The sequence below is a fragment of the Pseudomonas sp. BJP69 genome (assembly GCF_007633355.1).
In the GTDB taxonomy this organism is placed as follows: Bacteria; Pseudomonadota; Gammaproteobacteria; order Pseudomonadales; family Pseudomonadaceae; genus Aquipseudomonas; species Aquipseudomonas juntendi.
Genome location: NZ_CP041933.1, coordinates 1,476,484 through 1,491,460 on the forward strand (window position 1 = coordinate 1,476,484; position 14,977 = coordinate 1,491,460).

10 protein-coding genes and 2 pseudogenes are annotated in these 14,977 nt (G+C 65.0%); 3 read left to right on the top strand and 9 right to left on the bottom strand.

Going from position 1 to position 14,977, the window contains the following annotated elements:
* Positions 1-23 precede the first annotated feature (23 nt).
* Positions 24-2,031: pseudogene (locus tag FPB55_RS06860) on the bottom strand (TonB-dependent receptor).
* 247 nt (positions 2,032-2,278) lie between these two features.
* Positions 2,279-2,500: pseudogene (locus FPB55_RS06865) on the bottom strand (iron dicitrate transport regulator FecR); the annotation flags it as partial.
* 266 nt (positions 2,501-2,766) lie between these two features.
* Between FPB55_RS06865 and mqo the strand changes: the two are divergent.
* A complete protein-coding gene (gene mqo, locus FPB55_RS06870) occupies positions 2,767-4,404 on the top strand; it encodes a malate dehydrogenase (quinone) (protein WP_009681756.1) in 1,638 nt (545 codons plus the stop codon).
* Between the two features lie 90 nt (positions 4,405-4,494).
* On the opposite strand, the gene FPB55_RS06875 is transcribed toward mqo, so the two are convergent.
* Positions 4,495-4,830, bottom strand: coding sequence for a helix-turn-helix domain-containing protein (locus tag FPB55_RS06875; RefSeq protein ID WP_029886571.1), 336 nt, complete (start codon positions 4,828-4,830; stop codon positions 4,495-4,497).
* A 49-nt stretch (positions 4,831-4,879) separates the two neighbouring features.
* Between FPB55_RS06875 and xenA the strand changes: the two genes are divergently transcribed.
* Positions 4,880-5,971 (top strand): xenobiotic reductase XenA, encoded by a 1,092-nt coding sequence (gene xenA, locus FPB55_RS06880; RefSeq protein WP_029886570.1) that lies wholly within the window; start codon positions 4,880-4,882, stop codon positions 5,969-5,971.
* Between the two features lie 271 nt (positions 5,972-6,242).
* Here the strand turns inward: xenA and FPB55_RS06885 are convergent, their stop codons facing one another.
* From FPB55_RS06885 to FPB55_RS06905, 5 genes are all read right to left on the bottom strand, one after another.
* Complete coding sequence (locus FPB55_RS06885; RefSeq protein ID WP_029886569.1) at positions 6,243-7,499, bottom strand: FAD-dependent oxidoreductase; 1,257 nt, start codon at positions 7,497-7,499, stop codon at positions 6,243-6,245.
* 2 nt (positions 7,500-7,501) lie between these two features.
* Positions 7,502-9,079: an aldehyde dehydrogenase (NADP(+)) gene (locus FPB55_RS06890; RefSeq protein WP_144187855.1), complete on the bottom strand. Its 1,578-nt coding sequence runs from the start codon at positions 9,077-9,079 to the stop codon at positions 7,502-7,504.
* A gap of 145 nt (positions 9,080-9,224) precedes the next feature.
* Complete coding sequence (locus tag FPB55_RS06895; protein ID WP_009683314.1) at positions 9,225-10,172, bottom strand: dihydrodipicolinate synthase family protein; 948 nt, start codon at positions 10,170-10,172, stop codon at positions 9,225-9,227.
* Positions 10,173-10,216: 44 nt separating this feature from the next.
* Positions 10,217-11,143, bottom strand: coding sequence for a 4-hydroxyproline epimerase (locus FPB55_RS06900; RefSeq protein ID WP_144187857.1), 927 nt, complete (start codon positions 11,141-11,143; stop codon positions 10,217-10,219).
* Positions 11,144-11,229: 86 nt separating this feature from the next.
* The gene (locus tag FPB55_RS06905; RefSeq protein ID WP_144187859.1) at positions 11,230-12,846 is read right to left on the bottom strand and encodes an APC family permease; all 1,617 of its coding nucleotides are present in this window, start codon (positions 12,844-12,846) and stop codon (positions 11,230-11,232) included.
* A 376-nt stretch (positions 12,847-13,222) separates the two neighbouring features.
* On the opposite strand from FPB55_RS06905, the gene FPB55_RS06915 reads away from it, so the two are divergent.
* Entirely contained in the window at positions 13,223-14,005 is a 783-nt protein-coding gene (locus tag FPB55_RS06915; RefSeq protein WP_144187861.1) for an AraC family transcriptional regulator, read from the top strand.
* On the opposite strand, the gene FPB55_RS06920 is transcribed toward FPB55_RS06915, so the two are convergent.
* Complete coding sequence (locus FPB55_RS06920) at positions 13,993-14,880, bottom strand: LysR family transcriptional regulator (RefSeq protein ID WP_144187863.1); 888 nt, start codon at positions 14,878-14,880, stop codon at positions 13,993-13,995. The two genes, FPB55_RS06915 and FPB55_RS06920, sit on opposite strands and share 13 nt — an antisense overlap.
* Positions 14,881-14,977: the final 97 nt, after the last annotated feature.

Here is a 14,977-nt window from a genome sequence, read left to right on the forward strand (position 1 = left end):
GGTTTTTGTTTTCCCGGCAAGGGTTACCAGCGCAGCGAAACGGTGCCGAGCAAGGTGCGCTCTTCACCCCAGTAGTAGCGCCCGGCGTTATTGCAGCCGGCCACGTACTCTTTGTCGAACAGGTTGCGCGCGTTCACCTCTACCGACCAGTTGTCGTCTATCGCGTAGCCTACCTTGGCGTCGACCAAGGTTACGTCACCCGTGCTCGCTGAGGTCGCTGTTCAGTTCAAGCTCCACACCCTTGGCGCGGCTGGCGCCGATCTGACGGTAGTCACCCACGGCCGCGTCGTAGAGCACATCGTCCTTTTTGCGCAGGTCGAACACCGATGCGGTAAAGGCGGTGTTCCAGCCTTTGGGTTCGTACTTGATGCCGAGTTCGTACTGCTCGCTGGTGGTGGGGTCGAGTGGGCCGCTTCTGCTTTCGGTCTGCTGGGTCGGGGCGAAGGCGGTGGCATAGCTGGCGTACGGTGACAGGCCATTGTCGAACTGGTACATCACGCCGGTTTGCCAGGTGAACTTGCTGTCCCAGCAGTTCATGTCGGCCGCGGCGTTGAGGGTGCCTGCCTTGTTGCGGTATTGGCTGTTGACCCGGTCCAGGCTCAGCCCTGCCAGCACGGTGTGGTCGAAGGCGCCGGGGGTGAAGTGGCCTTCGAACTGGTTGTCCAGCGAGTAGGCGATGGACTTGTTATAGCGGTCGTAGGCCGTGTTGCCGAGGGTACTGCCGAAGCCGTTGTCGTTCAGGTTGCCTGGCCACATTTCCTGGCGGTCGATGCGCGACTGCAGGTAGCGCGAGTTCTGGCGGAACTGCCAGGTGTCGTTGAAGCGGTGGCTGAACGCGTAACCCAGGCTCCAGGTTTCCCGCTCGAAGTTGTCCCAGTCCGGGTTGCCGGACAACTGGTCCTTGTCGATCTTGCCATTGGGGTTGTGCAGCAGGGTACCGGCGGCGGGGAAGCCCAGCTCCATCAGGGTGCGGTCGCGCTGATAGGTGGCCAGCACGGTCAGGCTGTTGTCATCATCGAAATTCAGCGTCAGCGAGGGGGCAAGGTACAGGCGGTCGTCGGGCTGGTGGTCGACCTGGGTATCGGCGTTGCGGCCCAGCATCACCAGGCGGCCCAGTACATTGCCCGCATCGGTCAATGGCCCGGAAATGTCCACGCCCAGCTGGCGGCGGTTGTGCGAGCCGTAGCTCAGTTGCACTTCCCCGCGGGGCTCGGCGGTGGGCTGCTTGCTGACCAGGTTGACCACGCCGCCGGGGGCGTTTTCACCGTACAGGATCGAAGTCGGCCCGCGGAACACCTCCACGCGCTCCAGGCCATAGGGTTCGCTGCTGGTGTCGTAGCGGTTGCCCTGTACCCGCAGGCCGTCGCGCAGCAGGCCATAACCGTAATCGGTAGCGTTGAAGCCGCGGATGAAGAACAGGTCGCCGGCCTGGCCATCGCCGCCGGCGAAAGGCGGCGAGAAAATGCCCGGCACATAGCCCAGCACTTCGGTGAGGGTTTGTGACTGCTGGTCGTCCAGGCGCTGGCGGGTCACCACCGAGACAGAGCGTGGGGTATCGGCCAGGGCGCTGCTGGTCTTGCTGGCCGTGCTGCTGGCGACCGCACGGTAACCCGTGTCGCTCTGGCCGTTGCTGACCAGCAGGGTGGCTGCATTGATCGCGGTAGCGTCCAGTTGCAGGGCGTTGCCCTCGGCCAGCGGTTGCAGCACATAGCCGGCGTTGCCTTGTGCAACCGCTTGCAAGCCACTGCCCTGTAGCAGGCGGGCCAGGCCCTGGGCCACGCTGTAGCGGCCTTGCAGGCCCTGGCTGAGCTTGCCGGCGGCCAACTCGTTGCTGCCGGCCAGGTAGATGCCGGCCTGGCTGCTGAACTGGTTGAGGGCGCTGGCCAGCGAGCCGGGGGCGATATCGAAGCGGGTTTCGGCGGGCTGTTCGGCCTGGGCCAGGTTGGCCGGCAACATCAGCGGTGCGGCGGCACACAGCGAAAGGGGCGCGGCAAGCGCCAGGCGAAGCACGGGTTGGAAGGGCGTCGGCATGCGGGTCTCTGGAGTCGGTAAGGTGAGTTGGACGGGCTATGCCGGGTTAACCGAACGCGATTGGAAAAAGGGAACTGGCTTGGCATTATTTTTCATAACTGATGAACACCGCGTCGCCTGCTTCGCGGGCTCGCCCGCTCCCACAGGTACTGCGCCGGCTTCGCGTTCACGCTGTCTCTGTGGGAGCGGGCATGCCCGCGAAGAATCCAGCGCGATGCAAGGCGCTGGGTTCAAAGGTGTTCAGGTATCAAGCCGGCTCGACTGTGACCCACCACGGCGTCAACCGCTGCACCCGCACCGGCAGTGCCGCTTGCAGCAATTCCAGCGCCCGGTCGGTGTCGTTGAGCGGAAACGCTTCCATCACCGACAACGTGGCCACCTCCGGGTGCCAGCCCAGGTGCCCATGGCGATAGCGCCCGAGCGTTTGCAGCAAATGCGCCAAGGGCATGCCTTCGGCGTTCAGTCTGTGCTGAACTGCAATCGGCAAGATGTTTTGCCTGCGCGCCATGGGACAACCTGCCGCCTTGACGCAAAGGGCTGCAATTTGTTTGTGCAGGCATTTCAAGTACAATCGGCAAAACGATTCAGCCAAGTCAGTCAATTCGACAAAAGGCAGGGTCGTTTTCTCGTTCTCTAGCTGCTGAACAATGATCAATAACAAGCCTGCGCTGAAGAACACGCTTTACTTGGGCCAGCCACAGGCCCTCCCTCTGTTCTTATGACTGGAATTGATCAATGTTCAAGAAAGCTGGCAAGACCTTGCTGGGTCTGGCTGTCGCTGCAAGCTGCATGCAAGCGCACGCCGCAGAAACCAAGAAAGTCGACGTACTGCTGGTCGGCGGCGGCATCATGAGCTCCACCCTGGCCGTGTGGCTGCACGAGCTGGAGCCAAGCTGGTCGATGGAAATGGTCGAGCGCCTGGACGGCGTGGCCGAAGAAAGCTCCAACGGCTGGAACAACGCCGGTACCGGCCACTCGGCGCTGGCCGAGCTGAACTACACCCCGGAAGACAAAGACGGCAACATCAATATCTCCAAGGCCATCGAAATCAACGAGGCCTTCCAGATTTCCCGTCAGTTCTGGTCGTGGCAGGTCCGCCAGGGCGTGCTGAAGAACCCGCATTCGTTCATCAACACCACCCCGCACATGAGCTTCGTCTGGGGCGATGACAACATCAAGTTCCTGAAGAAGCGTTACGACGCGCTGCAGGCCAGCCCGCTGTTCCGCCCGATGCAGTACTCCGAGGACCACGCGCAGATCGCCAAGTGGGTCCCGCTGATGATGGAAGGCCGCGACCCGAACCAGAAGCTGGCCGTGACCTGGACGCCAATCGGCACCGACGTGAACTTCGGCGAGATCACCCGCCAGTTCGTTGGCCACCTGCAAACCCAGAAAGGCTTCGACCTGAAGCTGTCCAGCGAAGTGCAGGACATCACCCGCAACAAGGACGGCTCCTGGCACGTCGAGTACAAGAACCTGAAGGACGGTACCGAGTCGGCCACCGACGCCAAGTTCCTGTTCATCGGTGCCGGCGGTGGTGCCCTGAAGCTGCTGCAGAAGTCGGGCATTCCAGAAGCCAAGGAATACGCAGGCTTCCCGGTGGGTGGCTCGTTCCTGGTGACCGAGAACCCGACCGTGGCCATGCAGCACATGGCCAAGGCCTACGGTATTGCTTCGACCGGCGCGCCACCCATGTCGGTACCGCACCTGGACACCCGCGTGCTGGACGGCAAGCGCGTGGTCCTGTTTGGCCCGTTCGCCACCTTCTCGACCAAGTTCCTGAAGAACGGTTCGTACCTGGACCTGCTGAGCACCACCACCCCCCACAACGTGTGGCCGATGACCAAGGTCGGTATCGAGCAGTACCCGCTGGTGGAGTACCTCGCTGGCCAGCTGATGCTGTCTGACGACGACCGCTTCGAAGCCCTGCGCACCTACTTCCCGAACGCCAAGAAGGAAGACTGGAAACTGTGGCAGGCCGGCCAGCGCGTGCAGATCATCAAGCGTGATGCCGAGAAGGGTGGTGTGCTGAAGCTGGGTACCGAAGTGGTGGCCTCCGAAGACCGCACCATCGCAGGCCTGCTGGGCGCCTCGCCAGGTGCCTCGACCGCTGCGCCGATCATGCTCAACGTGCTGGAAACCGTGTTCAAGGAGAAGGTCGCTACCCCAGAGTGGCAGGCCAAGATCAAGCAGATCGTTCCGAGCTACGGCACCAAGCTCAATGATTCGGCAGCGGCCACCCAGAAAGAGTGGAACTACACCGCTGAAGTACTGCAACTGGAGAAGCCACCGGTGATCGACGCCAGCGTCGGTACCACCGTTGCGCCAAGCCAACCGGTTGAAAGCAAGCCAGAGAACGACATGGCGCTGTAATTGGCCGCCAGGTTGTGACCGAAAGCCACGGGGGTGACCTCGTGGCTTTTTTGTTGCCTGTTCGGGGCTGTTTGCGGCGCAGGGCAGGTATTACTGCTGGCGCAGAATGCACGCCAGCAACCCCGGGAAGCGGGCCTCCAGCATTTCGCTGCGCAGCGAATTCATATGGGTTGTGCCCACATTGCGGGTATGCACCAACCCCGCATCACGCAAGACGCGAAAGTGGTGGGACATGCTCGACTTGGGCCGGCCGCCGTCCAGTTCGCCGCACGTGGCTTCGGCCACACCGGCCAGCTGGCGCACGATGCCCATGCGCACGGGGTCGCTCAGGGCGTACAGCAGGCGCTCCAGCACCAGGTCTTCAGGGTTGGGATGTTTATAGGCTCGCATGCTGCACATGATACCGGGGGTTTCCATTATTGCCATAGTTCGATTATGATCGAACAATCGTATCCATATAGCCCGGGAGTTTCCCATGTCCGCGTTGTTCCAACCTTACACCCTCAAGGACGTCACCCTGCGCAACCGCATTGCCATTCCGCCGATGTGCCAATACATGGCCGAGGACGGCATGATCAACGACTGGCACCATGTGCACCTGGCCGGCATGGCCCGTGGCGGTGCCGGCTTGCTGGTGGTCGAAGCCACGGCGGTGGCACCGGAGGGGCGCATTACCCCCGGCTGCGCCGGCATCTGGAGCGACGCCCATGCCCAGGCGTTCGTACCGGTGGTACAGGCGATCAAGGCAGCAGGTTCGGTACCGGGCATCCAGATCGCCCACGCCGGGCGCAAGGCCAGCGCCAACCGGCCCTGGGAAGGTGACGACCATATTGCCGCCGACGATGCCCGCGGCTGGGAAACCATTGCCCCGTCGGCCATTGCCTTTGGTGCACACCTGCCAAAAGTGCCGCGTGCCATGACTCTGGACGACATCGCCCGGGTCAAGCAGGACTTCGTCGATGCCGCCCGCCGTGCACGCGATGCAGGCTTCGAGTGGATCGAACTGCACTTTGCCCACGGCTACCTGGGGCAGAGCTTCTTCTCCGAGCATTCCAACAAGCGTACCGATGCCTACGGTGGCAGTTTCGACAACCGCAGCCGCTTCCTGCTGGAAACCCTGGCGGCAGTACGTGAAGTGTGGCCAGAAAACCTGCCGCTGACGGCGCGTTTTGGCGTGCTGGAATACGACGGCCGTGATGAGCAGACCCTGGAAGAGTCGATCGAGTTGGCGCGTCGGTTCAAGGCTGGCGGCCTGGACCTGCTGAGCGTGAGTGTCGGCTTTACCATCCCTGATACCAACATCCCTTGGGGGCCGGCGTTCATGGGGCCGATTGCCGAGCGTGTGCGCCGTGAAGCCAAGCTGCCGGTGACGTCGGCGTGGGGTTTCGGTACCCCGCAACTGGCCGAAGCGGCATTGCAGGCCAACCAGCTGGACCTGGTGTCGGTAGGCCGCGCGCACCTGGCCGACCCGCACTGGGCCTACTTTGCGGCCAAGGAGCTGGGGGTGGAAAAAGCCTCCTGGACCTTGCCGGCGCCTTATGCGCACTGGCTTGAGCGTTATCGCTGATATCGAGCGCCGCCCGCGCGGCGCATCGCGAGCTGGCGCTCGCTCCTACGTTTGTTTCGGGCCAGTCCATCCTGTGTCAGGCGCACGCGACCGCCTTTTCGTACGACGCGATATCGCGCCATACACCAAGGCGTTCGCGCGCAACACCCACAGGCATAATTGGCCAGAAACAAACGTAGGAGCGAGCGCCAGCTCGCGATGCGCCGCGCGGGCGGCGCTCGATCTCCCAAACCCTGAAGATGCCGCGCCGAGTGATGCCATCGGCAAGCCCCTAGAATCTCCCAAAACGGCCCAGCCGGTAAGCCGCCAGCTCGGCCCCGCCAGCCCGCTCGGCCAAACGCCCCACCCATTGCGCCGTGACCGCCGCCTGGGTCAACCCTAGGTGTTGGTGCCCGAACGCCAACAGCACCCGCCCGTCACACACACGGTCGATCACCGGCAGTGAATCGGGCAGCGAAGGCCGAAAGCCCATCCACGGCGTGGCGCCTTCAACACTCAGCTCCTGCTGAAACAAGCCTTTGCTCAAGCGGTGCAACTGCCACGCCCGCTGCATGCTCGGCGGCGCCTCCAGCCCGGCGAACTCCACCGTGCCCGCCAGGCGCAGGCCTTCGGCCATGGGGGTCATGATGAACTTGCGCTCCAGCGAAGTGACCGCAAAGGGCAGGCGCTGGTGTTCGCCAGGCAGCATCAGGTGGTAGCCACGCTCGGTGTCCAGCGGCACCCGTTTGCCGGTCAGGGCCGCGGTGAGCCGTGCCGAATGCGCACCGCAACTGAGCAGCACCTGGCGGGCGTTGAACGTGCCCTGGGCGCTGGCCAGGCTGACCCCGCCGCTGTGCAGGTGGCCACCCTCCACCTGCGCTTGTACAAAGCGCACGCCGCTGGCCTTGGCCGCCTCGAACAACGCGCAGACCACCCGGTAGGGGTCGATGAAATGCCCGGTCCTGGGGAAAAACAACCCGCCAAGCAACGACTCGCTCAACTGGGGCGCGGCTGCGCGTACGGCGTGTGCCGACCAGTAATCCACCGGCACGGCCTGCTGTTGCAGGCGCGCCTGCAACGCCGCCAGCGCCTGCCGTGATTCGGGGCGCTCGAACACCAGCAGCGAGCCCGCTGCGTGGAACAGCTCGCTGCGCCCGATCGAGCCCAGCAGCTGTTGCCAGGCCCCCAGGCTGGCTTCGTTCAACCGGCGAATGCCGGCCACGCTGCGCTGGAACGGCGCTGGGCGCAGATTAAGCAGCAGCCGGGTGAACCACGGCATGGCCTTGGGCAGGTACTTCCAGTCCAGCCGCAGCGGGCCCATGGGGTCGAGCAGCATGCGTGGCAGGCGCTTGAGGATCGACAGGTCGGCAATCGGGAACACTTGCTCGGTCGCCAGGTGCCCGGCATTGCCGAACGAGGCGCCATGGCCGGGCGCCTGGCGGTCGAGTAGGGTGACCCGGCGGCCCTGACGGGCCAGTTGCAGGGCGCAGGCGACGCCGACGATGCCGGCGCCCACCACGGCGATATCGGTTTCAGCGGTTTCGTGCATGCTCAGCCTTCCCGTTTACCGTCCAGCAGGCGCCGCAGTTGCAGCGGGTTGGCCTGTTGCAGGGCCTGTGGCAGCAGCGCATCGGGGAAGTCCTGGTAGCACACTGGGCGCAGGAAACGCAGGATCGCCGCTGTACCCACCGAAGTGGTGCGCGCATCGGTGGTGGCCGGGAACGGGCCGCCATGCACCATTGCGTCACACACCTCGACCCCGGTCGGCCAGCCGTTGACCAACAGCCGCCCGGCCTTGCGTTCCAGGGTGGGCAGCAGGGCGCGGGCGCTGTCGATGTCGGCTTCGTCCAGGTGCAGGGTGGCGGTCAATTGGCCCTCCAGGTGCTCGGCAACCTGGCGCACCTGCGCATCGCTGCTGCAGGCGACCAGCAACGAGGCCGCGCCGAACACCTCGCCCTGCAACGCCGGGTCGGCAAGGAAGGCCTCGGCCTGGGTGACGAACAGTTGCGCCTGGCACTGGTTAGGGCCGGTGCTGCCCTGGCCGCTGGCGGCAGGCTGGGCATTGGCGTTCTCTGCCAGGGCCGCGACGCCGGCCTGGTACGCACTGAAAATGCCCGGGGTGAGCATGGTTTGCGCAGCCGCCTGTTGCAGGTGGTGGCTGGCCGCACTGATGAAACGCTGCAAGGCCGGGCCTTGGCGGGCGATCACCAGGCCCGGGTTGGTGCAGAACTGGCCGGCGCCCTGGGTCAGCGACGCGACAAAGCCTTGCGCCAGTGCTTCGCCGCGGGCTTGCAGGGCCGCGTTGCACAGGAACACCGGATTGATCGAACTCATTTCGGCATACACCGGGATCGGCTGCGGGCGTGCCTGGGCAGCCTGGCGCAGCGCCATGCCACCGCTGCGCGAGCCGGTGAAGCCAACCGCCTGGATGCGCGGGTCGCTGACCAGCGCGATGCCGACTTCATGGCCGGCGCCGTACAGCAGCGAGAACACACCTTCTGGCAAGCCGCACTGTTGCGCCGCCTGCGCCAGGGCCCGGCCGACCAGTTCGCTGGTGCCGGGGTGCGCGCTGTGGGCCTTGACCACGACCGGGCAGCCTGCAGCCAATGCCGAGGCGGTGTCACCGCCGGCCACCGAGAAGGCCAAGGGGAAGTTGCTGGCGCCGAACACGGCCACCGGCCCCAAGGCCACCTGGCGCTGGCGCAGGTCGCTGCGCGGCAGCGGCTGGCGTTCGGGCAGGGCTTGGTCGATGCGCACATCCAGCCATTCACCGGCGCGCACGACACGGGCGAAGGTGCGCAGCTGGGTGCAGGTACGGCCGCGTTCGCCCTGGATGCGCGCCTTGGGCAGGCCGGTTTCGGCCACGGCCCGGTCGATCAGGGCATCACCCAGCGCTTCGATCTGCGCGGCGATGGTTTCGAGAAAGTGGGCCCGTTGTTCCAGCGAGGTTTCGCGGTAGGCATCGAACGCCGCCCAGGCCAGGGCGCACGCTTGGGCCACCTGTTCGCCGCTACCGCCGAAGTAGGGTGGTTCCAGCGCCTGGCCGGTTGCCGGGTTGACGGCGTGGATCGCCGCGCGGGTGCCGGTTACCGGGGTGTGGCCGATCAGCAGGTTGCCTGTAAGGGTCATGGAGCCTCCTTGGGGATTTGAAAAGCCTGCGCGATTCATTGTGGGAGCGGGCTTGCCCGCGAAGCAGGCGACGCGGTGTCTGGCACCGGCTGCGCCGGTGTTCGCGGGCACGCCCGCTCCTGCAAGAGACCGCGCAGGCCATACGTCAGGCCAGGTTCTGCTCGGCCGACCAGCTGGCGTACCAGGTGCGGAACAGGGCGTACTGCTGCTCGGCATAATTGCGCTGGGCGTCGGTCAGGGCGTCGGTCTCGTTGAAATGCAGGCTGTACTCGCGATCGCCGTTGAGCACCATCAAATGCTTGTAGTACAGCACCAGGTCGCAGCCTTCATCGAACGACGACAGCACCGCCAACGCCGCTTCCAGCTCACGCGCCAGGCGGCGGGCGCGGGCGTCGCCCTTGGCCGCCTGCTTGCTCAGGCTTACCAGTTGCAGCACTTCACGCGGCAGGGCGTTGCCGATGCCGGTGATGGCACCGGTGGCGTTGCAGTTGACGAAGCCATGCACCACCTGGGTATCGACGCCGACCATCAGGGTCACGTCATCGTCCTTGGAGGTGATGTGTTCGGCGGCGTAGCGCAGGTCGGCGCCACCGCCGAACTCCTTGAAACCGATCAGGTTGGGGTATGCGCTGCGCAGTTCGAAGAACAGGTCGGCGCGGGTGGCAAAGCCGTAGTAGGGGCTGTTGTAGATCACGGCCGGCAGCTTCGGTGCCGCGGCGAGAATGGCCGAGAAGTGGTGTTTTTGCGCGATCAGCGAGGCGCCGCGGCTAAGCACGCGGGGGATGACCATCAGCCCGGCGGCGCCAACCTTGGCGGCGTGGGCGGCATGCGCCACCGCCTCGCGGGTGTTCACCGCGCCAGTGCCGACGATGGTCGGGATGCCGGCGCCCACCAGGCGTGCCACGCCTTCCTGGCGCTGGGCCTCGGTCAGCAGCGGCCAGTCGCCCATCGAGCCGCAGTACACCACGGCGCTCATGCCGGCATCGATCAGTTCACGGCCTTTGCGCACCAGCGCGTCGAAGTCCGGCTTGCGCTCGGCGGTGCACGGGGTCATCAGGGCGGGCATGGTGCCGGTGAAGATGTTGTTGTTCATGCAAGTTACTCCTGGCGAAATTCGGGTGGGTCAAAAGGCGGGGCTCAGATGCCCCAGGCGAATGGGTCCTGTTCGTCGATCAGCAGGGTGCTGTCGGCGGTCATGTAGGCGCGGCCGGTGATGAACGGGCGAATCCGCTCGCCGTCGCGCTGGTAGTGGCCCTGGAACTGGCTGCCGGTGATGCTGGCCTGCACCCAGGTCTGGCCCTCGGCCAGCTTGCCGTCGGCCGCCAGGCAGGCCAGCTTGGCGCTGGTGCCGGTGCCGCAGGGCGAGCGGTCGTAGGCCTTGCCGGGGCACATCACGAAGTTGCGGCTGTCGGCGTTGGCGTCGTCGGCAAACAGCTCGACGTGGTCGATGGGCGCGCCGTGCTCGCCGGTAATGCCTTGCGCTTGCAGGGCGTTGAGCATGGCCCAGGTGTACGCGGTCAGGGCCTCGCGGTTATCCAGTTCAATGCGCTGGCCGTGTTCGGCAACCAGGAAGAACCAGTTGCCACCCCAGGCGATGTCGCCATGCACCACGCCATGCCCGGGTACGTCCACCGCCACGTGCTGGCGGTAGCGGTAGGCGGGCACGTTGGCGACAGTGACGGCGCCGTCTTCATGCAAGGTGGCGCTGACCTGGCCGACCGGGGTGTCGATCTTGTGCACGCCGGGTGCGATCAGGCCCAGGTGCTGCAGCGAAGCGACCAGGCCGATGGTGCCGTGGCCGCACATGTTCAGGTAACCGGCGTTGTTGAAGAAGATCACCCCGCAGGTGGCGTCGGCAGACACTGGCGGGCAGTACAGCGCGCCCACCAGCACATCGTTGCCGCGTGGCTCCAGCAGGCAGGCGCGGCGCCACGGGTCGTGCAGCTCGCGCAGTTCGTCGCGCTGCTCGGCCATGCTGCGGCCGTGCAGTTGCGGGAAGCCCTGCATCACCAGGCGGGTAGGTTCGCCGCCAGTGTGGGAGTCGATGACGTGTATCTGTTTCATGGGCCTGTCCCTGTTTGATCTGTATGGTCATGTGCTGCTGGTGCGGGCCTCATCGCTGGCAAGCCAGCTCCCACAGGTAAAGCCCTTCACCGCGCCAGCGCGGCCGGGCGTTGGCCTGCCAGCGGCTCTTGGCTGGCTTCGCTTTCGTCCTCGCCTTCAAGGCGTACCAGGTGGGCAGGCACGCCGGTAGCGGCACCCCAGTAGTAGATGCCCAGCGCACTGACAGCCACCGCCACCGTGTCGAATGGGTGGCCAAGCACGCCCAGGCCGCCGAAGCTGCCCAGCCAGGACAGCAGGATGATCACCGCGTAGAAGCCGATCAGCCACGCCGAGCTGCGCACTTGCTGGGCCAGGGTCAGGTGCTGGGTCGGTACGAAGCGTTTGCACACCAGGTACAGCACGAACATCACGATTTGCAGGGCCAGCAGCCAGGACACGGTATTCCAGCCCGACCAGTACACGATCAGTGCGGCGATGATGAAAGACAGGGGGCCCAGCACCGCCATGCCCTTGACCCGGAACGGGCGCGGCATCTCGGGGGCGTTGCGGCGCAGCGCGGCGACACTGACCGGGGCCACGGCATAGCTCAGCACCAGGGCTGCGGACACCACGTTGATCAGCGCCTCCCACGACGGGAAGGGCAGGGTCCAGAACACCGACAGCGCGAAGGTCAGCCACAGCGCCGGGCGCGGGATGCCGGACTCGGCGTCGATACGGGTGAAGTAGCGGAAGAAGGTGCCGGTTTGCGCCCAGCCATAGATCACCCGTGGGGTGGCGTTCATGTAGATGTTGCCGCAGCCACTGGGCGAGATCACGGCGTCGGCCACCACCAGGTAGGCCAGCCAGCCCACCCCCAGTGCCAGGGCGATATCACGGTAGGGCAGGGCCAGTTCCTTGGTTACGCTGGCCCAGCCGTTGGCCAGCATTTCGGTGGGTACGCTGCCGAGGAAGGCCAGTTGCAGCAAGGCGTAGATGGCGGTGGACAGCAGCACCGACAGGATCAGCGCAATCGGGATGGTGCGCTGTGGGTTCTTCACTTCGCTGGCCACCGAAATGATCGGTGTCAGGCCCAGGTAGGCGAAGATGATGCCACCGGCCGATACGGCCATCTCCACGCCAGACAAACCGAAGGGGGCAAAGCCTTGCACGGTGAAGTTCTGCGGCTTGAAGAAGGTGAACAGCACGCCGATCACCAGCAGCGGCACGATGAACTTGAACACGCTGATCAGGTTGTTGGCCTTGGCAAAGGTTTTCACGCTGCGGTAGTTGAGGAAGAAGAACAGCCCCAGCAAGGCGAACTGCACCAGCCAGCCAAGCACGGTGGGGTCACTGGAGCCGGCCTTGGTCAGTTCGGGAAACCAGGCGGCAGCATATTGGCGCGAGGCGACCACCTCGATGGCGATCAGGCTGGAGAAGGCGATCAGGGTGATGAAGCCCATCAGGTAGCCCAGCAGCGGGCCGTGCGAGTACACCGGGTAGCGCACCACGCCACCGGCGCGGGGCAGGGCGGCGCCCAGTTCGCAGTACACGATGCCCAGCAGCAGCACGGCGAAGCCGCCGAGGAACCAGGAGAGAATGCCGGCCGGGCCGGCGATGGCCGCAACGTGGCTGGCGGCGAACAGCCAACCGGAGCCGAAAATGGCGCCGAGGCCGATGAAGGTGAGGTCCAGCAGCGATAACTGTTTCTTGAATTTGCCTGACATGGGTTCGCCTTTTTGTTGGTTATTGGATAGGCAGGTCTGATGTCACCAGGTGCGGCGTTCGGGCCGCGTTCTTGTAGGGCTTGGGCGGCTTGCGTGGGGCATAGAGTGGACCGATCGGGGCGGCGGTTCTTGATGGTTTTCTGCAAGGGGCATGACGAAATCGGCACAGTTGGGAAAAAGCAGTGGTCAGCCACAAGGGTGGGGAATAGGCTGTAGGCCATACCGTATAAGGGCTGTAGGTATGTGTGAGTAGTGCCGGCCTCTTCGCGGGCTCGCCCGCTCCCACAGGTACAGCACAGGATTCGGGATTTGCGAGGTACCTGTGGGAGCGGGCATGCCCGCGAAAGGGCCGACAAAGCCAACAGAGATCGAGCAGATGACCGACACCCCCCTGGCACCCCTCTACCATTCCCTGGACCAGCACCGTCCCGCCACCCTCGAGGCCCTGCTGGCCGGTGTCTCGCTGTTGCTGCCGATCCTCGACGCCATCCCCAACGCTGCGATCTTCATCAAGGACCCGGCTGCCCGCTACGTGCTGGCCAACAACACCTTGGTCCAGCGCTGTGGCCTGAAGCGCCTGCAACCGTTGCTGGGCAAGACCAGCGCCGAAGTGTTTCCGGCGCAGTTCGGCCCCGGCTACACCGAACAGGACCGCCGTGTGCTCAAGCAGGGCCTGGTGCTGGAAGACCAGCTGGAGCTGCACCTGTACGGCAGCCGCGAGCCAGGCTGGTGCTTGACCCACAAGCGCCCGTTGTACAGCCAGGCGGGTGAGATCATTGGCCTGGTCGGCATCTCGGTCGACCTGCAGTCAGCGGCCGACAGCCACCCTGCGTACCAGCGCCTGGCCGCGGTGGACGAACATATCCGCCAGCATTTTCACCAGCCGATAAGCATGCGCGAGCTGACCCGCATCGCGGGCATTTCGGTGGCCCAGCTGGAGCGCTATTGCAAACGGGTATTCCACCTCACGCCACGGCAGATGATCCACAAGGCGCGCCTGGAGCACGCGCATCGCCTACTGCATTCAGACTTGCCGATCACTGAGGTTGCCATGTGCTGCGGCTACACCGACCACAGCGCCTTCAGCCGCCAGTTCAAGCAACTGACCGGCTTCACGCCGCGCCAATACCGCCAGGCGACCAGCGATCAGCCCGCCTGAAACAGTGCCTGCGCCTCGGCAAAGCACTGCTCGGCAATGGCCGAACGTGGCTCGCTGCGGCGCAGCAGCAGGCCGACCGGGCTGTGGATGGCGGCGTCGGCCACCGGCAGGATGCGCAAGTGCTCGCTGAGGTCTTCCAGGCCGCAGCCCAGTGGCATGATCGCGCAGCATATGCCGGTGTTGATGGCCTGAATCAGTTGGAAGCTCGAATCGCTTTCCAGCACCGCATTGGGCTCCAGGCCACGGCTGCGAAAGCTCAGGTCCAGTGACTGGCGGTAGTGCATGCCTTTGCTCAGCAGCCCAAGCGGAATGTCGCCGAGTTCGTCCCAGCGCAAGCTGTCGCTGGCAAACCGGAAGTGCCGGGTGTCATGCAGCAGGCCCATGGTGGTGATGCCCAGCTCGATCACTTCGAAGAAGCTGGTGTTGACCTGGTCCAGGTAGCAGATGCCCAGATCGAGCTGGTTGCGGCTAAGGCCGTCGATGACCTGTTCCGAGCTCAGCGAACTGAGCTGGAAGTGCAGCTCCGGGTATTTTTCCCGCAGCGGCAGCAGCAGGTGCATGGGGTTGAAACTGGCCAGCGGCACAGTGCCCAGGCGCAGGCTGCCGACCACCTGGCCCCGGCAACTGGCGGCTTCGGCCTGCAGGCCGTCGTGAGCGGCCAGCAGGGTGCGGGCCCAGGCCAGAATGCGCTCACCGGCCTCGGTGAAGCCCTCGAAGCGCTGGCCACGCTTGACCAGCACCAGGTCCAGTTCGTCCTCCAGGTTGCGCAGGCGCATGGACAGCGTCGGCTGGGTGATATGGCACAGCGCCGCCGCCTGGCCGAAGTGGCGGGTCTGGTCGAGGGCGATGAGGAACTTGAGCTGCTTGATGTCCATGGAAGTGCCTGGCATGCGGGGTGTGTTGACCTTAACCAACTCTGCGGTGGCTGGCCATTGTTTGATGGTGCCTGTGCGGGCCCTGTCGCTGGCAAGC